This window comes from Candidatus Arsenophonus nilaparvatae, assembly GCF_045346035.1.
Classification (GTDB): Bacteria; Pseudomonadota; Gammaproteobacteria; order Enterobacterales; family Enterobacteriaceae; genus Arsenophonus; species Arsenophonus nilaparvatae.
The window spans coordinates 1,463,198-1,483,237 of sequence record NZ_CP158507.1 but is presented as its reverse complement, the minus strand read 5'-3'; the positions used below and the strand labels follow the sequence as shown (position 1 = coordinate 1,483,237).

The window sequence follows — 20,040 nt, the reverse complement described above, 5'->3', positions numbered from 1 at the left end:
GCGCTGACGATTTAAATTAGAAAAAGAGTGGCTAAACCTAAGAAAATAAAGAAGCCGCCGGTATCAGTAATCGCGGTTATCATCACACTTGAGCCAATGGCCGGATCTCGACCCAGTTTGACCATAATTAATGGGATAATAACGCCCATTAATGCGGCCATCATTAAGTTCAATATCATAGCTAAAGTCATCACCGCACCCATCTCAAGGTTACCATAGAGTAAATAGGTGACGATGCCCATGATCCCGCCCCAGACAATACCATTGATCAGCGCGACGCCTAATTCTCTCAGTAACAGAAATGAGAAATTACCAGTTTGGATTTGATGCAAGGCAATTGCTCGAACAATCATAGTGATAGTTTGGTTGCCGGTATTGCCACCAATGCCGGCGACAATAGGCATTAGTGTTGCCAGTGCGACCAGTTGTGAAATGGTATTTTCGAACACGCCAATCACCCGTGAGGCAATGAAAGCGGTACAGAGGTTAACGGCAAGCCAGGTCCAGCGAGTTTTTACTGCTTGCCCAACGGGGGCAAAAACATCTTCTTCAGGGCTTAATCCTCCCATGCGCCGGATGTTGCTATCACTCTCTTCATTAAGATTATCAACTATATCTTCAACGGTTAAGCGTCCCATTAATAAACCATTGTTATCAACCACAGCAGCTGAAATCAAATCGTATCGTTCAAAAGCACTCGCAGCGTCTTCTGCTTTTTCGTCAGGCAAGAAACTCATCGTGGCAGTTTTCATCACATCAGCCACTGTTTTTGTTGGTGATGAGGTTAAAATCGTTGTTAATGGCAATTCTCCTTGCAAGCGATTTTGTATATCGACAATAAAAATTTTATCGGTTGCTTCAGGAATATTACCGCGCTGGCGTAGATAGCGTTGAACAGTTTTCAGGCTAATGTTAGGCCTAACGGTAATAAATTCAAAATCCATCATTTGGCCAACGCTATCCTTAGGGTATTGCAGTACTTCACGGATCTGATTACGTAAACTGGGATCTAGGTAAGTCAGTAAACGACGCATCGTGTCGCGCGGTAAGTGTTCGGCAATATAGGCTTGGTCATCAACATGTAGATTAGCAACAGCGCGTAGCAACTCTCTATCTGACATGTTCTTGAGTAAACTTTCCCAGACCGAGGTTGAGGCTTCGACTAAAACCTGACCGCGTTTATTATTATCAATTAAATACCATAGTGATGAGCGTTCATCATAAGGCAACATTTCTAAAAGATCCGCAATATCGGCTGCATGTAAGGCATGTAATAGTGATTTAATTTGGATGATATTTTTATCGTGTTTTACGATCGATAAGGCTTGTTGTTTGTCATGTTGGGTGGCTAATATTTTAATCGTCTCTTCATTTTCCATGAAAAGCGTCAAAATATCTTGCCTAATTTGTGCCAGCTTTTGTGAATGTGGATTAATAAGTGAGGTAATATTCGATGAAAAGGCTGGTTGAGACATGGTTATCCTTAAATACTAATAGTCGTAACCTATTATCAGGTATTATCATTTTTAATGACTTTCGATTAAATGCATACATTATTTAAACAACTACTATCAGCAGCAGGATAGATAAGTTATTGAATAGAAAACAAGCAATTAAGTTAGATTTATGGTTGCTAGATTTTATTTTTAATCATACCAAAATATCAAGCAGATTCCTCTTTAATTTTTAGTTTCCAGCTAGGAACATCTTGCCAATATTTTTGTTCTTTTTCTAAATCTAGCAGCATTAACGCATTTTGCTGTAAATAGTGGGGAGGAAAATAGAGTGTCCAATGATTTTGATCGGTTTTCAAACGTAGTGAGTTTGGCGTGGTTGTCGATTGACGTTGATTATTAAGTAGCGTAGCTAACCGTAATAGTTGGATCATGGGTAAATATTGTTTTTTCTTAAATAGATTTAACTTAGGGAACTCATCAGCTTTGATACTTTTTTTATGATACCTGACCAATGTCGCTAGTAATAACTGTTGCTCTTGGTTAAATCCTGGCAGATTAGTATTGTATAAAATATAAGCAGAATGACGATGTAAGCCATTATGATTAATATTTAATCCAACCTCATGCAGCATAGCGGCCCAGATAAGTAGCACTTTCAATTGTGGGTTAACCAACTTGGGATTTTGTTTTGCCCATTGTTGATAAAGGATCTCGATGGTTTTTGATACTCGCTGCGTTTGTTCTCGGTCAATATTATAGTGTTCAGCTAAACTTAATGCGGTGCGTTGGCGAATGTCTTGATGACGAAAACGTCCTTCCATTTCATAGAGAACCCCTTCACGTAAAGCGCCGTCAGAGAGCGTTAACTGCTTGATTTGCAGAGAATCAAATATGCCACATAAAATGGCTAATCCCGGAACAAAAACGTGAGCACGCTCTGCTGATAAGCCGGGTAGATCGAGTGACTTAAAATTTTTATACTTTAGTACTAATTTTTTTAGTTTAACTAAGCGCTCATGGGTGATGATGCCATCTGAATCACCCAACTGGCAAAGTACTTCATGAATTGCTTTTATGGTTCCTGAAGCACCAAAGGCATAGTCCCAACCTTGCATTTGATATTGGCAAGCAAGATTTTCCAGTTTTTGTCGGCTAGCAAAATAAGCGCGCGCAAAATTAGTTTCATTAATTAGATTATTAGCAAAAAATTGGCGGGCATAGCTGATGCAGCCCATTTTACGGCTTTCCATTAATAGAGGCTTAAAATCTTCACCAATAATAAGTTCTGTAGAGCCACCGCCAACATCGATCACCAGCTTCCGACCTTTTTCTGACTGGGTATGCTCAACTCCCATAAAAATCAGCCGCGCTTCTTCTTGGCCTGAAATAATTTCAATTGGGTAGGGTATAATGGCTTTAGCTCGTTGCAAAAACTCTTTGACGTTAACCGCTTCTCGTAAAGCATGAGTTCCAACTATGCAAACATTATCAGCGGTAAATCCTTGTAAACGTTCAGCAAAAAGCGCTAAGCAGGTCAAGGCACGCTGAATTGATTTTTCGCTTAATTTGTTATGTTCATCTAAACCGTCAGCCAGATGAACACGTTTTTTAATGCGGGTTAAAATCTGTAAGGCACCATTAACTATTCGTGCAACAATCATATGAAAGCTATTAGAGCCAAGATCTATGGCAGCAATTTCCATCGGCCTCGATGCTGAAGGTTTTATTAATGGCATAGTGTTAAGCTCTTGTTTCTGGATGTTCTAGTGATTTTAGATAATCGTAGACAGCAAGCTGTGCCTGGATCTTGCGTTTATTACCGCGTGGTACATAGCGATTGGTTAACTCTTTATCGATATAACGCGCTTTAACGGTATCATTAAATTGTAATTCAAGAATGTCGAGCACGCGTTGTTTCAGTTGTTGATCAACCAATTTAACAGCCACTTCAATACGAAAATCGATATTGCGGGTCATCCAGTCAGCTGATGAGATGAAGACTTCTTCGTTGCCATTATTACTAAATACATAAACTCTGTCATGCTCAAGAAAACGGTCGACAATGCTAGTTACTTGAATATTTTCACTAAAATTAGCTTGGCCGGGAACCAGCGAACACATGCCGCGGATCAGCAGACGAATTTTTACGCCAGCATTGGAGGCATCATAAAGACGATTAATTAATTCTTTGTCGTCTAAGTTATTAATCTTTAGCAAGATAGCGGCGGCTTTTCCCGCTTGAACGTTGCTAATTTCCCGATCGATCAGTTGCGTCAGCCGAGTGCGTGAATTTTGCGGCGAAACCATTAGATTTTCAAAATTGACAGGTCGGTAAGGGTTTTCAATAAAGTTAAATACCCGCCTTACTTCATTGGTAATTTGTTGATTTGCCGTTAATAAGGAATAATCGGTATAAAGGCGAGCGGTTTTTTCGTTAAAATTTCCGGTGCCAATATGAGCATAACGAATAATTTCACCTTGTTCGAGACGAGAAATAATAAAAAGTTTAGCGTGGATCTTAAGGCCAGGTGCAGAGAAAATGACATGTACTCCGGCTTCGGTAAGATGCTTAGCCCAATGAATATTGGCTTCTTCATCAAATCTCGCTTGTAATTCAACCACCACGGTGACTTTTTTACCGTTGTGCGCGGCATGGATCATCGATTCAATAATGCGCGAATCCTTGGCTACACGATAAATATTGATTTTGATTGTCAATACGTTGGGATCAAAAGAGGCTTGGCGTAATAATTCTATCGTATGCTCAAAAGTGTAATAGGGATAATAGAGGAGAACATCTTTTTCTCTGATCGCATCAAAGCCATTACGGAAGTTATCAAAACGACGATGACGTAAACGTGGCAGTGGTTTATTCAGTAAATTTTTATTACCTTCGTTTGGAAATTTAATGAAATCTTTAAAGTTATGATAACGGCCACCAGCAATGACTGAATCATCACTTGATAGTCCGAGTTTTTTTCTCAGTAGTTCTACCATTTCATCAGGCATATTACGTTGATAAACAAAACGAACCGGTTCGGCATTAAGACGTTGTTTTAAACTGGATGACATCAACTCCAGCATGCTGGATTCCATCTCAGTAGTTAAATCATATTCCGCATCGCGCGTCATTTTCATCGCGTAGGCGTTTAATTGGTCATAGTCAAAAAAGCCTTTAAATATTTCGTCTAGACAATAACGCAAAATATTATCTAGCAGGATCATTGATTTCCTGCGCTTTGGCATTTCAGGCGGTAAATGAACAAATCTAGGTTGTTTGCCCGCTGGAATTTCTAGTAAGGCATATTGAATATTTTGTCCCTTGATAATTTCAACGGCTAAATAGGTATAATCATCTTTTAAAAATTCAACTAAATCAGTTTCCGGCGTGATCAGGATAGGCGTAATATGCTGACGAAGTTGTTGGCGAAAAAATTGTCGTAACCAAATTTGTTGATTTGGCGAAATTTGCCGTTCATTAATTAGGAAAATTTGGTTACGCGCCATTTCAAGTAATAACTCGTTATATAATGAGTCAAATTCTTGATCGAGTTTGGCAACTTTGCTTTCAATTCGCTTTAATAGCTGGCGTGAACTGGATGCGGTTCCTCGTTCTTCATTAATTAATATACGTCGCTTAACATCAGCAAATCTAATTTTATAAAATTCTTCAAGGTTATTAGAATAAATGCCTAAAAATCGCATGCGTTCAATCAGCGGATTACGTTTATCTGCTGCTTCTTGCAAAACTCGCTCATTGAATGATAACCAACTGATCTCTTTTTCAGTATAGAGCCGATCTTGAGACATCTTTACTCCATAACCAATATTGTTATTTAGTAATACAGGATATTGATACTTAACAGCTTATCTGATTACTGATGATTTTTCAGGTGTTTTATTGGCCTCTGGTGAGAATTTTTTTCTCATTTCACTGTATTGATGTTGAAAAATACTCATCCGAATGACGGTACGATATTTACCATTAATAAAAAATTCATCAACCAAATCGCCTTCAATATGAAAGCCCAATTTTTTATAAATATGCAGCGCTTTGGTATTTTCTTTATCCACAATCAAGTAGACTTTATAGAGATTTAACACTGAAAAAGCATAATCCATCGCTAGGTTGGTGGCTTTGGCGGCATATCCTTTACCTTGAAAGGCCGGATCGATAATAATGCCAATTTCAGCTCGACGATGAATATAATTTATTTCTACTAATTCAATTAATCCAATTTTAGTGCCTTCATTTTCAATAATAAACCGACGCTCTAACTGATCATGAATGTGTTTGTCATACAGATCACTTAATTCAACAAAAGCTTCATAAGGCTCTTCGAACCAATAACGCATAACACTGGCGTTATTATCTAATTGGTGGACAAATGGGAGATCTTCACGTTCTAAAGGTCGTAGCGTAATTGACTCATTTTTTTTGCCAGTAGGCATTGGATACCTCGATTGGGAGTAAAACTTAGCATATTAAAATAATTACTATGGATGTTCTGTATTTTTAGTCGGTTTGGTTAGTAAAGAATAGCAGAATCAGGCTGAGTGATAAATGAGAGCAACTATATTTTAGCAATAAACTCAGTTTTCGATAACTAATTAGTCAAGTATTGGTTGATTATTACTACAAAGTTATCAATTAGAATTTGTACCAATATGGGTTAGCATCAGTATACAAAATTGTGATGCCATTGGCATCACATAGGGACAGATACTGCTAATCTTCATTAGCATAACCGTATTCAGGTAGTTTACAGCCATCCAGGAAGGCTGAATTATTAACCATAGCTAAGCGGCCTTTAACAAACCAATTAATAACTAATGGATAAATACGATGCTCTTGTGTTTGAACGCGCGGAATAATATCTTGCGGTTGATCTCCAGCAAAGATAGGCACTTTAGCTTGTAAAATAATTGGACCTGCATCCAATTTCTCAGTGACAAAGTGAATTGAAGTACCGTGCTCTTTATCTCCATTTGCCAGCGCTTTACGGTGGGTATCTAACCCCGGATACTTAGGCAATAAGGAAGGGTGAATATTAATTATTTTGCCTAAATAATGGCTGACAAAGTGTGGCGTAAGAATGCGCATATAACCTGCCAACACAATCAGATCTGGCTGATATCGTGCTATTTCGGTCATCAGTGAAGCATCATAAGCATGGTTATCCGCGTAATCCGTTTTTTGCATCACGACAGTTGGGATCCCGGCTTGCTTAGCCCGTTCTAAACCATAAGCAGTTGGATTGTCACTGAAAACTGCACTAATTTTTGCGGCAATACTTTGTTTTTGGCAAGCATCAATAATGGCTTGTAAATTACTGCCATTGCCAGAAATTAATACTACAAAATTTTTCATTAGCTGATTGTTACCTGCGGTTCATCCGCGTTGATCTCGACAATTTTACCAATTTGCCAGGCTTTTTCACCCAGTTGATTGAGTAGTTGTAATGTATCAGAGACTTCTTCTGCGGGTAAAACAATTAACATGCCAACACCACAATTGAAGGTGCGGTACATTTCATGGGTCGATACATTACCGGTTTGTTGTAACCAACTAAATATCGCCGGCCATTGCCAGCTAGTGCTATCGATCTGCGCTTGGGTATTGGCGGGTAAAACCCGTGGAATATTTTCCCAAAAGCCACCACCGGTTATATGGGCAATGGCATGAATATTCTGCTTTTCAATCAAAGCTAGAATATTTTTAACATAGATGCGTGTTGGGGCTAATAAATGATCAGCCAGTGACTTATTTTCTAGTTGTACTGTGGCTGGATCTATTTGGTTTAACTGTAAAATTTTTCTAATTAATGAATAACCATTGGAATGGGGGCCACTAGCGCCTAACGCAATTAGGGCATCGCCAGCTTTAACTTTGCTACCATCAATAACTTTTGTTTTTTCGACCACGCCAACACAAAAGCCTGCTATATCATAATCTTCACCATGATACATACCAGGCATCTCTGCTGTTTCACCACCGACTAGGGCACAGCCTGATTGTTTACAGCCTGCTGCAATGCTTTTGATCACGCTGGTCGCTGTATCGACAGCTAGTTTACCGGTGGCGTAATAATCGAGAAAAAAGAGTGGCTCGGCACCTTGAACAATCAAATCATTAACGCACATAGCAACTAAATCAATGCCAATTGTATCATGGCGTTTTAAGTCCATTGCTAATCGCAGTTTTGTTCCGACACCATCTGTGCCTGAAACTAAGATTGGCTCACGATATTTTTGTGGTAAGGCACACAATGCGCCAAAGCCGCCTAATCCTCCCATTACTTCTGGGCGGCGGGTTTCTTTAACAGCACCTTTAATACGTTCGACCAGTGTATTACCTGCATCGATATTGACACCAGCATCTTTATAGCTGAGAGAAATTTTATCTGTCACAGCAAGCTCCCAAGGCGATTGCATTTAGTAAAATAGATGGAAACAGAAATAATTCTACCAGCCTAAGCAAACGTTTGCGAGATACTTATTTTGGTTTTCATAATAAAACTTAAGAGCTAGCAAAAATGAATTCCCTGCAAGAAAAACCTTAATCTATCAGTGGAACAGGTCTGAAAAAGCGCTATAATCTGATAATTTTTTATTTGTAGATGGTTTGTACTGAAGGAGAGTAGCGTGAAAATCGTTGAGGTAAAACACCCGTTAGTTAAACATAAATTGGGCTTATTGCGGGATAAAGATATTAGCACTAAACGTTTTTGTGAATTGGCCTCAGAAGTGGGCAGTCTGTTAACTTATGAAGCAACAGCAAATTTAGAAACAGAAACAATTGCAATAGAAGGATGGTGTGGGCAGGTAAACATCGAGCAAATTAAGGGAAAAAAAATTACTGTCGTGCCAATTTTACGTGCTGGATTGGGAATGATGGATGGGGTGCTGGAAAATATTCCCAGTGCCCGTATAAGTGTTGTGGGTGTTTATCGTGATGAAAAGACGCTGGAGCCTATTCCATATTTTCAAAAGCTGGCTTCAAATATTAATGAACGGATGGCATTGGTTGTTGATCCGATGTTGGCCACAGGCGGCTCAATGATTGCCACGATAGATTTACTTAAAAAAGAGGGCTGTCATGCTATTAAAATATTGGTACTAGTTGCCGCGCCGGAAGGTATTAAGGCACTGGAAGCTGCTCATCCTGATGTTGAACTTTATACTGCATCTATTGATGATCATTTGGATGAACATGGTTATATTGTTCCTGGTTTGGGTGATGCGGGCGATAAGATATTTGGTACCAAGTGACATTTATTGTTTATGTTATTTTTTATTAATTATAGTTATTGAGAGCTAATAAGATTGGATAGAGATACCAATCTTATTAAGTTTGAATATTATTTTAAATTTAGTGCGTTAACTTTTCGGCGTTTTTTTCACTCTATTTCTATCTAACCAATGTTTTAGTCCTGCATAGGTTTTATTTAATTCAACTTTGGCATTTTCTACCGTTAGTTTGTTGTGATCAAAAACAAACTCTTGAGCGACATAATTAAAACTATAGCCGGAAGCGGGATTAGAATAGAGACTGTAATAGAACAATTTGGCTTGATTATCTGCTTTTATGATAGGGGTAATAAATTGAATAAAATCATGATCCTCTTCATTAAATTTTACAAAATCTGTTAGATGAGTTGTTAATTCATGGATTAAACTAGCGCGTTCATTATTGTCAATAAATTTATGCGTGGCAATAATGTGTTCAGCTAATTGCTGTGGGTTGGTAGTTTTAAAACTACTTGAACGATTATTAAAATTTGAAATATAGTTACAGTTTCTAATTTGATAAAGATACTCTAGGTAGTTCCGTAAATAAAGCGATGCATTATCTAATGAATTAGTTGGCGCCCATTTTGATTCATTACGGATATTGGTTATAATTGTAGTAACAAAATTTGTCGGTGAAACTACCAGTTTCTTGGCATTTGTGTCTAAATCGTTATTTTCATTCCATTGATTATCATCTTGAATGGCTTTTTCTTTGTCTTGACCAAATATTTCAGCACAGCCTAATAAATGGCTAATATTTTCACCATTATATTTTGACGTATCAATAAAATTATCAATATCATTAAATTTATTTGTATTTATCATAAAGATGCCTTGAGTTAAAATAATTTATTTTATAATTTATTCAATTTAATTTTTATTAAAAAGTTTTGCATTCACTAATTTAAAATATATCGTTATAATTTAATTGAATAAAATCGTGACGAATATATTTTTAAATATTAACTAGATCACTGTGTTGTTATTTAATTTTAATGCATCTTATATAATTGCTTAGGATGTAAATAAAATTATTAGTATTTTTTTATTTTATAATTTGAGTAGTAAAGTGTATTAATTAAAGCACAGAAAATAGTTATTATTTTCTACTTTAGTATTGTTTTGTTTTAACCAATCAGAAAGTAGTGTAAATTCAACTTGAATAAGACTTTTTATATCATCAGATGATAAGTTAAAATCCATAAAATGAAGTGTTAATCTTGATAAATCAATTTCAAAATTATATTTTTCATCAGGTTTACTTTTTCCTGTTTCTTTATCGAAGCTAAAAGTTACTTTTGACGAGTAAAGTTGTAGTTTAACTATATTTTTCCTTGAGCTTAAAATAGTATGAGTAAATAAAATTGTAGTATTATCTTTATTAACTTTAGTTAAAGAATTTTCGATTAATTTTTTAGTGATGAGTAAATTTTTTGATATTCTTCTTGTGAGGTATATGAATAAAAATCTGTTATTTTTTCAAGTAATTGTTGATAATTATTAGCTTTGTAATTGACTTTGCTGTTAGCGTATTCATCAGTGACAAACATGTTTGTTTCTTGTAGAGCGGCAATATATTCATAATATTTTTTTTCATTGCCTTCATTATCAGGTTCATCGGGTGCCCAACCGCTATAGTCTTTGGCTATAGCTAATAAACAAGTTACCACATGTTGTGGGTAGTCAAGTAATTTTGTCGCAAGATTAACATTATTATATCGATACATATCTTTTAATAGGGACTCTGCCGCTAATGCTTTTTCGATATCGTCCCCCAAGGTTAAAGCGCCGCTGGTTACTAACTTTGCTTGCTGGCTAGTATCTTGATTTTTAATATTATTAATAAGCTGAGATTTTTTATTATAGGCTTTATTTAGTAGCAAATGTAGCATTTCATTTTGTTTTTTTGACATAATTTAATTCCTTTGATTATAAATATTATTAATATAATTTGTCTTATTAAGTCCTAATGATGAATAATTATTATTTTTCTAAACAGGTTGCACAATCATCTTTATTTCCTTTATTTCCTTTATTTCCTTTATTTCCTTTATTTCCTTTATTTCCTTTATTTCCTTTATTTCCTTTATTTGGTGTCTTTACCCGACATAACCAGCATTTTAGGTCGTTTCTTGTTTCACCAACGATCATTTTTGCCATTTCTATATCCAACATATAAGTATGAAAAGTCATAACTAGGTTATTTAGTTGTACACGTGATTTATATTTATCTGCTGGTGCATTTTTACCGTTTCCACCACTGTTTCTTGCTAATTCGATATTAGAGGTATTAATATAAAAATTTAAGTCATTTTTACTTTTGGAATTAATGACACCCTGGGTAAATGTAGTATTGGTATTTTTCAGTTTTGCGTGGGATAGTGCTGCCTTGGCTAGATCAGTTACTCATTTTTTAATTTTATTTTTATCAAATCCGAAAATTCCCTCAAATACATTAACGACCTTATCAATCAAATCATTATAATTCTCGCATTGATAATTAACGTCGATAGATCTATCTGATGAAATCATCAAAAAAGGATTCTCTCTCAACAGGTTAGTATAATTAGCATAAGCATTACCTATTAGGTTGGGTTTTGTCGCATTGTATCCAGCACTCGTCATTGCCATGGTACTCATCATTGCTAGTACAATAGCGGGTGATTTTACTAATTCTTCTGCGGTTTTATCAGGTGAAGCACCGCTACTGTTCATTTCGTAAAGAAGAGCAGAAACGGCTAAGTCAGCATCTTGCTGTGCGCCAATAATTTCTCCGCTAGAAGCGATAATCTTTGAATCATTATAACCTGTGAATGTTGGTGCTGGTATTGCTTTAAGCATTTTGAACCAATTAGCAAGTTTTTCATATTCTGTATTTATGTCTATCGTTTTCAGAATATTGCTTATTTAAAGTTTAAATATCACTCGAATTAACTTAATTATAAATTTACTTAATTTGGTTAATAAGATGCCTTGTTTATAATAAAAATAAAGTTAAAAGTAAATGATTTTTCATTATAATAAAATTATTTATTAATTTAAGAAGGTCATTAATTAATATAAACTTGTTATTTTACATTACAAAAGTAACTTTCACTTTAAATACTTTTAAAATAACTTAAAATTTATATTTATTATAAGCATGAGTGTTTTTAATATAATAAAACAATAAATGTAATTATAGGTTTATTTTTCACAAGCTAAATAATTTAATTAATTAAGAATGTGGGTTTGTTAATATATTTTAATTATATATTATATTTGGATATATAAATGTCCATTTTTTGTAACTTAATGCTTAGAATGAAAGTCACTAGAGGCAATTATAGGCAACATGTGATTGATTTATTTTTTTGTTCTTATTTATATAGCTATATTTAATATAGCCTAAAAGATAACTTTATTAATTGATATTTTATATTGAATTTTAATACTTGGTATAAGTTATTTTTTATCAATAGATAAAAAATAAAGTTCAGTGCACTGTGAGGACAAAAAAATTTTTTATGAATAACTATTTTTGTTTTTTATAGATAAGTTAGTTTAAGGATTTTATTACCGTTATGTTAATATGGTTATAACGAATATTTTATACAATTTTCTGTTATGAAATTAAAATATCAAAAGATGGGCTTTATTGATGAGTTTTGATGAGTAATAATATATTAATTATGAGTTATCAAGAGGACATTGATCATGACCCGCCGTGTAATTGGCGTAGCAGAAAGGCCGCCGTTAAGAGAAACCATTCCATTAAGTTTTCAGCATCTGTTTGCTATGTTTGGGGCGACAATACTAGTCCCCATTTTATTTCACATCAATCCTGCAAACGTTCTATTGTTTAATGGTATTGGTACACTACTCTATTTGATCATTTGTCGAGGACGTATTCCTGCTTATCTGGGCTCAAGTTTTGCTTTTATTTCACCAGTTTTATTGTTATTACCGCTAGGTTATGAGTTAGCATTGGGCGGATTTATTATTTGTGGGCTACTTTTTTGTTTAGTCGCACTGATTGTAAAAATAGCAGGTAGAAATTGGATCAATATTATTTTCCCCCCTGCGGCAATGGGCGCGATTGTTGCGGTTATTGGTCTGGAATTAGCGCAAACGGCGGCTGGCATGGCAGGGCTTTTACCTAAAGCGGATATTCCGGTTGATTCAAGCAGTTTGATTATTTCAGTGGTGACGTTGATCGTGACCATTCTATGTTCGGTAGTTTTTCGTGGCTTTTTAGCGATTATTCCTATTTTGCTTGGTGTGATTGTCGGCTATTTACTTGCATTTTTAATGGGAAAAGTGGATTTAACTCCAGTTATTACCGCTCCATGGTTTTCATTACCAACATTTTATTCTCCACGATTTGAGTGGTTTGCTATTTTGACTATTTTGCCTGCAGCGCTAGTTGTTATTGCGGAACATGTAGGTCATTTGGTTGTGACCGCGAATATTGTTGGGCGGGATTTATTAAAAGATCCTGGTTTACACCGTTCAATGTTTGCTAATGGTTTATCAACTACTATTTCAGGATTTTTTGGTTCAACACCGAATACTACCTATGGTGAAAACATCGGTGTAATGGCGATAACTAAAGTATATAGCACCTGGGTAATTGGTGGTGCGGCAATTTTAGCTATCTTGCTTTCCTGTGTTGGTAAATTAGCGGCGGCAATTCAGCTTATTCCTGTTCCTGTGATGGGGGGCGTTTCGCTATTACTTTATGGTGTTATAGCGGCATCAGGTATCCGAGTGTTAATTGATTCTCGGGTAGATTATAATAAACCACAAAATCTAATATTGACTTCCGTTATTCTGATTATTGGGGTAAGTGGTGCGACTATCCATATTGGTGCTGCTGAGTTGAAGGGGATGGCGCTTGCTACCATTATCGGTATTATTATGTCGTTAGTTTTTCGCCTGATTAATATTATTCGTCCGGAAAAAACTTATATAACTACTAAGCTTGAGTCGGTAGAGGCGATTAAAAAATAGTCAATTTTTACTGGAATAATAGGTAAATTATTAGTTCCATCGGATGATATTGTTTAAGTTCATCTAATTACAACTTTTGTGTTAAGCTGTATGTGTTTTCTTATCTATACAGAAAGAGGTGCTTCTGAATACGCTGTCGCAGCTTTCATTACCTTTATCCACGCCTGATGATGAAACCTTTGCCAGTTTTATTACTGGCGAAAATGGTATTTTATTAGCGGCTATCAAATCTGCTATCAATCAATCCCATAGCAGCTATATTTATTTTTGGTCTCAGCAAGAAGGTAGTGGAAAAAGTCATTTATTACACGCTGCATGTAGTGAATTGTCACAAAAAGGCGAGGCAGTTGGTTATGTTCCTCTAGATAAACGTAGCTATTTTGTCCCTGATGTTTTAGATGGTATGGAACATTTAGCTCTGGTTTGCATTGATAATGCTCATTGTATTGCCGATGATGAAGAGTGGGAAATAGCACTTTTTAATTTATATAATCGTATCTTGGAAAACGGCAAAAGCTGTTTATTGATAACCGGTGATAGGCCGCCTAGGTTGATTGATTTAGCATTACCTGATTTAGCATCCAGACTTGATTGGGGACAGATCTATAAACTTCATCCACTGAGTGATGAAGATAAGATCCAGGCACTGCAATTACGCGCTAAATTACGCGGTTTCGAGTTATCTGAAGAGGTTAGTCGTTTTGTTTTAAAGCGTTTGGATAGGAAAACCCGCACATTATTTACTATGTTAGATGAGTTAGATCATGCTTCGATTGTTGCTCAACGTAAACTGACTATTCCCTTTGTTAAGGATATTCTTAAACTTTAATTTAAGAGGTAAACTTATTTTACCTCTTAAAGATACAGGGTTATTTAAATAGCTTTTTTACTTGTTCTGGTGGACGTCCTAGCTGAGCATGGTTATCAACGACAACGATAGGTCGCTCAATCAATATTGGGTTATTATGCATTGCTTGCAGTAAGATATCATCTGATAACGAGCTGTCAGATAAATTAAGTGTTTGATAAATTGTTTCGTTGCTTCTCATTAATTGACGCGGTTCAGTGAAACCCAGTTGTGAAAGTAAAGTTTTCAAGTTATTAATACTTGGTGGTGTTTTAAGATATTCAATAATGCGTGGTTTAACCCCCATATCTTCTAAAAGCTGTAGGGTTTGTCGACTTTTTGAACACCTAGGGTTATGGTAAATCGTCACTTGTTGAGACATAAGGTAATATCCTTAGCGTTTTTGTAATTGTTTATCACGTGTTTGTAACTGGCGTAGTGTATCAATACGGGCATCATATCTTGCTTGATCATAACTACCGGTTTTTGTTAGCCGACTGGCATCGGTAAGATATTGAATGGCAGTACCATAATTACCACGCAAAGCCATACCTTCTGCATAAGCAGCTAACTGTTCACTACGCTTACCTTGCTTAGCTGAAACTTCTGCCAACAAAGTCCAACCATTTAAGTCATTGGGGTTATCGAAGGTGTATTTACGCAATAATTGACTGCCTTGATCATACTGATTATTAGCAATATAGGCATTTGCCAGATTAATTTGTAGAATTGGGTCATTTGGTATTTTGGTTAGTGCATTTTGTAAACGAGAAATAGCCTTTAGTGGCTGATTTAACCCTATATCTATATCGGTCATTAGATCAATAAACCAGGGATTAGCAGGTTGCTTAGCCAAAAGTAAGCGCACAATGTTGCCAGCAGCCTGATATTTTTTATCTTCATTAAGTTGTAGCGCATGACCATAATCAGCCGCCATTCTTTCTTTAGTATCACCTTGGCTATACTGAGATAAAATTTGTTCAAGGATCGATTTTTGCCCGTCTGTATACATGGCAAGAATGCGTACCCGAGCTAGCATAAAATCCAATGATGGTGGGAGATCCACTTTCGGATATTGATTTGAACGATTTAGTGCATCCGCTAAACGACTATCTGGTAATGGATGGGTTAATAGCATCTCAGGTGGTTTTGACATATAACGGCTCTGATCGGCTAAAATTTGCATAAAATCAGACATGGCGCGCGGATCGAATCCGGCGCGACGTAAAGTCTGTATACCAATTCGGTCAGCTTCTTGTTCGTTAGATTGAGTAAAGCTTATTATACCTTGTTGCACACCAGCTAATGTTCCTGTCAGTGCCGCAATACCTGCTTGTGGATTAGCCATCACTAACAGTGCTGAACCAATGGCGCCTATCCAGGCCAATGGCGCATTCCGTTCACGATCTTCTAGCATACGGGCAAGATGTCTTTGTGTTACATGAGAAATTTCATGGGCGATCACTGAGGCCAGCTGACTTTCATTTTGGCTATAACGAAACAGGGCAGAATGGAGAACGACGTTGCCACCAAAATAAGCGTAAGCATTAATATTAGGATTATTTATCAGGTAAAAATGGAACGGAGTTTTTACTGAGTGGGCATTTTTTACTAAGCGCATGCCAAGATGATTAATATATTGGTTTAACAAGGGATCGTAAATAAGTGGTGTGCTAGCACGTAATTGGCGAGTTAGTGCGTCACCAATGACGATCTCTTGATCAATAGTTAGTGTACCACCTGCTGTGGTACCAATATCGGGCAAATTATCTTCAATAGCGGTATAAACAGGCTTCATAGGAACTGCTAACATTATTGTTATTACAAGAGTAATGAGTGGTTTAGTAAATTTTGTATTCATAAACCGGAAGTATCCCTTACGATTGATTATATTGTTAAATGATATTTTTTATGATAGCAAAGCTTACTGGATAATTTGTCAATTGGTATAATTTCGTGGATTAAAAGACTAATTTACCACATTCAGGAGTGAATATATGCTGGAGATGTTTTTGCAATGGTATCGTCGAAGATTTTCAGATCCTCAGGTCGTTGCATTGTTTATCAGCCTGATTATCGGTTTTTGTATCATATTCTTTTTTCATGATATTTTAGCTCCTTTATTAGTTGCTATCGTGTTGGCTTATTTACTTGAATGGCCAACCCAACAACTGGGTAAGTTAGGCTTATCAAGGCTGATGGCGGCGTCCATTGTACTGACAATATTTATGGGTATTAGTGCCATGGTTTTTTTAATTATTGTGCCCATTGTCTGGCAGCAAGGTATGAATTTATTATTTGATTTACCTTCAATGGTAAATAGCTTTAATGAATATGCCAAAGCATTGCCTGAACGCTATCCCGCTTTAGTTGATGCCGGTATCATTGATATGATAGCGGATAATTTACGCGGTCGCTTATCGACTTTAGGTGAATCTGTGGTTAAGTATTCTGTTGCTTCGCTTATTGGTATTATTACCATAGCAATATATTTGGTTTTAGTACCACTAATGGTATTTTTTCTACTGAAAGATAAGACTAAAATAATACGTGGTTTACAACGTATTTTACCCCGTGATCGGTTATTGGTCGGGCAAGTTTGGCAGGAAATGAACCAACAGATCACTAACTATATCCGTGGTAAAGTTATTGAAATGGTTATTGTTGGTATCTGTACTTATATCGCCTTTGTTTTTTTAGGTTTGCGCTACTCGCTATTTTTGTCAGTACTAGTCGGTATTTCTGTCTTGATCCCCTATATTGGTGCGGTGGTGGTTACCATCCCAGTAGTTTTAGTTGCTCTGTTTCAATGGGGTATTGGACCTGACTTTTGGACTTTACTAATCGCTTATTTAATTGTTCAAGGGCTTGATGGCAATTTATTGGTGCCCATTTTATTCTCTGAAGCGGTTAATTTGCATCCGTTAGTTATTATTTTATCTGTCGTAGTATTTGGTGGGCTTTGGGGTTTTTGGGGGGTATTTTTTGCCATTCCATTGGCAACTTTAATTAAAGCCGTTATGCATGTGTGGCCGGAGGATAATCTCGTAACTGAAAAATAATTTTTTAATTGTTAATTGCCACCAAAACAGGCAGGGGCAATTAACAATCGATTTTAATCACGGATGAGTATTAAGATAATTCAGTACAATTTGGTGATGATCACTAGTTTTAAATTTGTCAAACACATGTTCAATCTCACCTTTTGCATTAATCAGAAAACTGATGCGATGAATGCCATCAAACGTTTTCCCCATAAATTGCTTTGCTCCCCATACACCGAATTTTTCCGCTACCTCATGCTTATGATCCGATAGTAATGTAAAATTTAGCATCTCTTTTTCAGTGAAACGTAATAACTTTTCTGCTTTATCAGTACTTATACCAAAAACTTCAACACCCATTTGTTTTAATTTATCCATTTCGTCACGTAATCCACAAGCTTGTATTGTACAGCCAGGAGTCATTGCTTTAGGATAAAAATAAATCAAAATTCGTTGACCAAGATAATCAGATAAATTGATTATTTCGCCATCTTGGTCAGGAAGGCTAAATTGGGGGGCCTTATCACCGGCTTTCAATGGGCTCATTAGATTCTCTCCGTTTAATTCTATATGTTATTGCGATTTGCTGATAATGCTAATTGTACATTGGACATTTAATTTTGTGCACAATTGTTTAAATCTATTTTTGTTAATTCACTCATTATCACCAATAAAACTTTGGGCATTCATATCAATTTCAAGTTGTTGATCATATTTGTTTGTCGCTGGTTGTATTTTTGCAACCAGTTTGGCTAGGTTGAAGTTATGAGTGATAAATAAACAAGTAAATTGTTCAACTATAGCGGGAGCGACATTAACAATAACATTGGCAATTATTATTGAAAAATATTCTTTATAAACGCCAGAAGTGGTTTTTTGCATAATAGATAATAATTTTAATTCAGTATCATGCTTAAGCAACATTGCTTTTATCAAAGAAATTGATTGCCTGCTATCTGATAACATCATAATAAAGAAGAATTGTTTGCCAAATATAGCGATAAAGCTATCTTCAATATTACATTGACATTTGTTGACCAGTTGGATAACAGTATTAATCTTACCGGGATGATCTGCAACAAGTACAATAATAATGATTGATTGTTGTTCACTATGTGGCAAGTCGTTTTCCTTATGAATTTATGATTTCTGAATATCTTATGGTAACCATAAAAAAAAGCTTCTGCCAAGATAAAAAAACAAATATATCAATATAATAAGTTTACATACTGAGTAGTGATCAAATGATATTTGATGGAATGAAATGTTCACATCTTTGCTGATTTTATAATTTTAAAAGATTTATTTGCTGATAAAATAATAAATTGAACGAGAAAAATAAACTGGAAATAGGATGATAATCATTATGTATTTTTCTTAAAACAGAGTGGTTATTAATAAATTTCATTAAATTTTGGGTATAAGAAGGTTTTTTTCTTTAGACTGAAAAAGTACCATAATTTTAATGTCTCATTTAGGAAAAAGGTTATGGTTAATAATTCTATTAAATATCGGAATTTTTTGCGTGGCAGTCTTGCTGCGATTGTTACCCCAATGGATATAAAAGGGCAAATAGATAAACCCAGTCTGAAAAAACTGATTGATTATCATGTTAATAATGGCACAACTGCGATTGTATCTGTTGGTACAACTGGAGAATCAGCAACACTTGATCATAGTGAGCACTTGGATGTGGTATTGACGACATTAGAGTATGCTGATGGCAGAATTCCGATTATTGCAGGCAGTGGCGCAAATGCTACCAAACAAGCTATTGCATTAACTAAATCTTTGGAAAAAACCGGGGTTGTTGCCTGTTTGGCGGTAACACCATACTATAACAAACCTTCACAAGAAGGACTTTATCAGCATTTTAAAGCGATTGCCGAACAGACAGATTTACCACAAATCTTATACAATGTTCCTTCGCGCACCGGTTGTGATTTATTGCCCGAGACAGTTGCCAGATTAGCAAAGTTAGGTAATATTGTTGCCCTTAAGGAAGCTAGTGGTGATTTAAGTCGTGTGAATCGCATTCGCAGATTAATTAATGATGAAAATTTTATTTTACTTAGCGGTGATGATGCAACTGCGTTAGAATTTATGCAATTAGGTGGGCAGGGGGTAATTTCAGTAACAGCCAATATTGCCGCCAAATTAATGGCTGAAATATGCAAATTAGCATTATCAGAAAAGTATGCCGAAGCGCATAAGTTAAATTATCGACTAAGTGAATTGCATCATCAATTATTTATTGAGCCTAATCCGATTCCAGTTAAATGGGCTTGCTATCAGTTAGGACTTATTAATTCTGATACATTGCGCTTACCGATGACACCATTAACACTGACCGGTCAGATAGCGGTACAAAAGGCGCTAAAGATCGCTGATTTACAAAAAATTTAGG

At 35.8% G+C, this 20,040-nt stretch carries 19 protein-coding genes; 5 read left to right on the top strand and 14 right to left on the bottom strand.

The features are described from left to right. Positions 1–11: 11 nt before the first annotated feature. From mgtE to purM, 6 genes are all read right to left on the bottom strand, one after another. Complete coding sequence (gene mgtE / locus WH390_RS07135; RefSeq protein ID WP_406850725.1) at positions 12–1,379, bottom strand: magnesium transporter; 1,368 nt, start codon at positions 1,377–1,379, stop codon at positions 12–14. 284 nt (positions 1,380–1,663) lie between these two features. Continuing rightward, positions 1,664–3,193, bottom strand: coding sequence for an exopolyphosphatase (gene ppx, locus WH390_RS07130; RefSeq protein WP_032114885.1), 1,530 nt, complete (start codon positions 3,191–3,193; stop codon positions 1,664–1,666). A 4-nt stretch (positions 3,194–3,197) separates the two neighbouring features. Continuing rightward, positions 3,198–5,267 (bottom strand): polyphosphate kinase 1, encoded by a 2,070-nt coding sequence (gene ppk1, locus WH390_RS07125; RefSeq protein ID WP_032114886.1) that lies wholly within the window; start codon positions 5,265–5,267, stop codon positions 3,198–3,200. Positions 5,268–5,324: 57 nt separating this feature from the next. Continuing rightward, complete coding sequence (gene speG, locus WH390_RS07120) at positions 5,325–5,909, bottom strand: spermidine N1-acetyltransferase (protein ID WP_032114887.1); 585 nt, start codon at positions 5,907–5,909, stop codon at positions 5,325–5,327. A gap of 277 nt (positions 5,910–6,186) precedes the next feature. Continuing rightward, entirely contained in the window at positions 6,187–6,828 is a 642-nt protein-coding gene (gene purN, locus WH390_RS07115) for a phosphoribosylglycinamide formyltransferase (RefSeq protein ID WP_032114888.1), read from the bottom strand. Further along, positions 6,828–7,868 carry a phosphoribosylformylglycinamidine cyclo-ligase gene (gene purM, locus WH390_RS07110; protein ID WP_032115040.1) on the bottom strand — a complete coding sequence of 347 codons (1,041 nt, stop codon included), beginning with the start codon at positions 7,866–7,868 and terminating at the stop codon, positions 6,828–6,830. The genes purN and purM overlap by 1 nt, the downstream gene beginning before the upstream one ends. A gap of 234 nt (positions 7,869–8,102) precedes the next feature. On the opposite strand from purM, the gene upp reads away from it, so the two are divergent. Next, positions 8,103–8,729 carry a uracil phosphoribosyltransferase gene (gene upp / locus WH390_RS07105; protein WP_032114889.1) on the top strand — a complete coding sequence of 209 codons (627 nt, stop codon included), beginning with the start codon at positions 8,103–8,105 and terminating at the stop codon, positions 8,727–8,729. A 108-nt stretch (positions 8,730–8,837) separates the two neighbouring features. On the opposite strand, the gene WH390_RS07100 is transcribed toward upp, so the two are convergent. The 4 genes from WH390_RS07100 to WH390_RS07085 all read right to left on the bottom strand — a co-directional run bounded on the left by WH390_RS07100 (position 8,838) and on the right by WH390_RS07085 (position 11,591). Further along, entirely contained in the window at positions 8,838–9,575 is a 738-nt protein-coding gene (locus WH390_RS07100; protein WP_032114890.1) for a hypothetical protein, read from the bottom strand. Positions 9,576–10,156: 581 nt separating this feature from the next. After that, positions 10,157–10,663 carry a hypothetical protein gene (locus WH390_RS07095; protein WP_032114891.1) on the bottom strand — a complete coding sequence of 169 codons (507 nt, stop codon included), beginning with the start codon at positions 10,661–10,663 and terminating at the stop codon, positions 10,157–10,159. Positions 10,664–10,733: 70 nt separating this feature from the next. Beyond that, positions 10,734–10,910 carry a hypothetical protein gene (locus WH390_RS07090; RefSeq protein WP_406850710.1) on the bottom strand — a complete coding sequence of 59 codons (177 nt, stop codon included), beginning with the start codon at positions 10,908–10,910 and terminating at the stop codon, positions 10,734–10,736. A 246-nt stretch (positions 10,911–11,156) separates the two neighbouring features. Further along, positions 11,157–11,591 carry a hypothetical protein gene (locus WH390_RS07085; protein ID WP_032114892.1) on the bottom strand — a complete coding sequence of 145 codons (435 nt, stop codon included), beginning with the start codon at positions 11,589–11,591 and terminating at the stop codon, positions 11,157–11,159. A gap of 855 nt (positions 11,592–12,446) precedes the next feature. On the opposite strand from WH390_RS07085, the gene uraA reads away from it, so the two are divergent. Continuing rightward, a complete protein-coding gene (gene uraA, locus WH390_RS07080) occupies positions 12,447–13,742 on the top strand; it encodes a uracil permease (protein ID WP_032114893.1) in 1,296 nt (431 codons plus the stop codon). A 118-nt stretch (positions 13,743–13,860) separates the two neighbouring features. Beyond that, positions 13,861–14,571, top strand: coding sequence for a DnaA inactivator Hda (gene hda / locus WH390_RS07075; RefSeq protein ID WP_032114894.1), 711 nt, complete (start codon positions 13,861–13,863; stop codon positions 14,569–14,571). Between the two features lie 40 nt (positions 14,572–14,611). Here the strand turns inward: hda and arsC are convergent, their stop codons facing one another. Together arsC and WH390_RS07065 are read right to left on the bottom strand one after the other, a co-directional pair. Continuing rightward, the gene (arsC, locus tag WH390_RS07070) at positions 14,612–14,971 is read right to left on the bottom strand and encodes an arsenate reductase (glutaredoxin) (protein ID WP_032114895.1); all 360 of its coding nucleotides are present in this window, start codon (positions 14,969–14,971) and stop codon (positions 14,612–14,614) included. A gap of 12 nt (positions 14,972–14,983) precedes the next feature. Beyond that, positions 14,984–16,450 carry a M48 family metallopeptidase gene (locus tag WH390_RS07065; RefSeq protein WP_032114896.1) on the bottom strand — a complete coding sequence of 489 codons (1,467 nt, stop codon included), beginning with the start codon at positions 16,448–16,450 and terminating at the stop codon, positions 14,984–14,986. A gap of 136 nt (positions 16,451–16,586) precedes the next feature. Here WH390_RS07065 and WH390_RS07060 point away from each other — a divergent pair, with 136 nt between their 5' ends. Then, positions 16,587–17,651, top strand: coding sequence for an AI-2E family transporter (locus WH390_RS07060; protein ID WP_032114897.1), 1,065 nt, complete (start codon positions 16,587–16,589; stop codon positions 17,649–17,651). A gap of 57 nt (positions 17,652–17,708) precedes the next feature. Here the strand turns inward: WH390_RS07060 and bcp are convergent, their stop codons facing one another. Beyond that, a complete protein-coding gene (gene bcp, locus WH390_RS07055; protein ID WP_032114898.1) occupies positions 17,709–18,179 on the bottom strand; it encodes a thioredoxin-dependent thiol peroxidase in 471 nt (156 codons plus the stop codon). A gap of 108 nt (positions 18,180–18,287) precedes the next feature. Next, on the bottom strand, positions 18,288–18,755 hold the full coding sequence (locus tag WH390_RS07050; RefSeq protein WP_187290937.1) for an ACT domain-containing protein: 468 nt from the start codon (positions 18,753–18,755) through the stop codon (positions 18,288–18,290). Positions 18,756–19,121: 366 nt separating this feature from the next. Between WH390_RS07050 and dapA the strand changes: the two genes are divergently transcribed. Beyond that, a complete protein-coding gene (gene dapA / locus WH390_RS07045) occupies positions 19,122–20,039 on the top strand; it encodes a 4-hydroxy-tetrahydrodipicolinate synthase (RefSeq protein WP_032114899.1) in 918 nt (305 codons plus the stop codon). Position 20,040: the final 1 nt, after the last annotated feature.

Coding starts and splice junctions, on each gene's coding strand:
- mgtE (WP_406850725.1), bottom strand. CDS start 1,379: ATGGAAAATGAAGAGACGATTAAAATATTAGCCACCCAACATGACAAA.
- ppx (WP_032114885.1), bottom strand. CDS start 3,193: ATGCCATTAATAAAACCTTCAGCATCGAGGCCGATGGAAATTGCTGCC.
- ppk1 (WP_032114886.1), bottom strand. CDS start 5,267: ATGTCTCAAGATCGGCTCTATACTGAAAAAGAGATCAGTTGGTTATCA.
- speG (WP_032114887.1), bottom strand. CDS start 5,909: ATGCCTACTGGCAAAAAAAATGAGTCAATTACGCTACGACCTTTAGAA.
- purN (WP_032114888.1), bottom strand. CDS start 6,828: ATGAAAAATTTTGTAGTATTAATTTCTGGCAATGGCAGTAATTTACAA.
- WH390_RS07100 (WP_032114890.1), bottom strand. CDS start 9,575: ATGATAAATACAAATAAATTTAATGATATTGATAATTTTATTGATACG.
- WH390_RS07095 (WP_032114891.1), bottom strand. CDS start 10,663: ATGTCAAAAAAACAAAATGAAATGCTACATTTGCTACTAAATAAAGCC.
- WH390_RS07090 (WP_406850710.1), bottom strand. CDS start 10,910: ATGGCAAAAATGATCGTTGGTGAAACAAGAAACGACCTAAAATGCTGG.
- WH390_RS07085 (WP_032114892.1), bottom strand. CDS start 11,591: ATGCTTAAAGCAATACCAGCACCAACATTCACAGGTTATAATGATTCA.
- uraA (WP_032114893.1), top strand. CDS start 12,447: ATGACCCGCCGTGTAATTGGCGTAGCAGAAAGGCCGCCGTTAAGAGAA.
- arsC (WP_032114895.1), bottom strand. CDS start 14,971: ATGTCTCAACAAGTGACGATTTACCATAACCCTAGGTGTTCAAAAAGT.
- WH390_RS07065 (WP_032114896.1), bottom strand. CDS start 16,450: ATGAATACAAAATTTACTAAACCACTCATTACTCTTGTAATAACAATA.
- WH390_RS07060 (WP_032114897.1), top strand. CDS start 16,587: ATGCTGGAGATGTTTTTGCAATGGTATCGTCGAAGATTTTCAGATCCT.
- bcp (WP_032114898.1), bottom strand. CDS start 18,179: ATGAGCCCATTGAAAGCCGGTGATAAGGCCCCCCAATTTAGCCTTCCT.
- dapA (WP_032114899.1), top strand. CDS start 19,122: ATGGTTAATAATTCTATTAAATATCGGAATTTTTTGCGTGGCAGTCTT.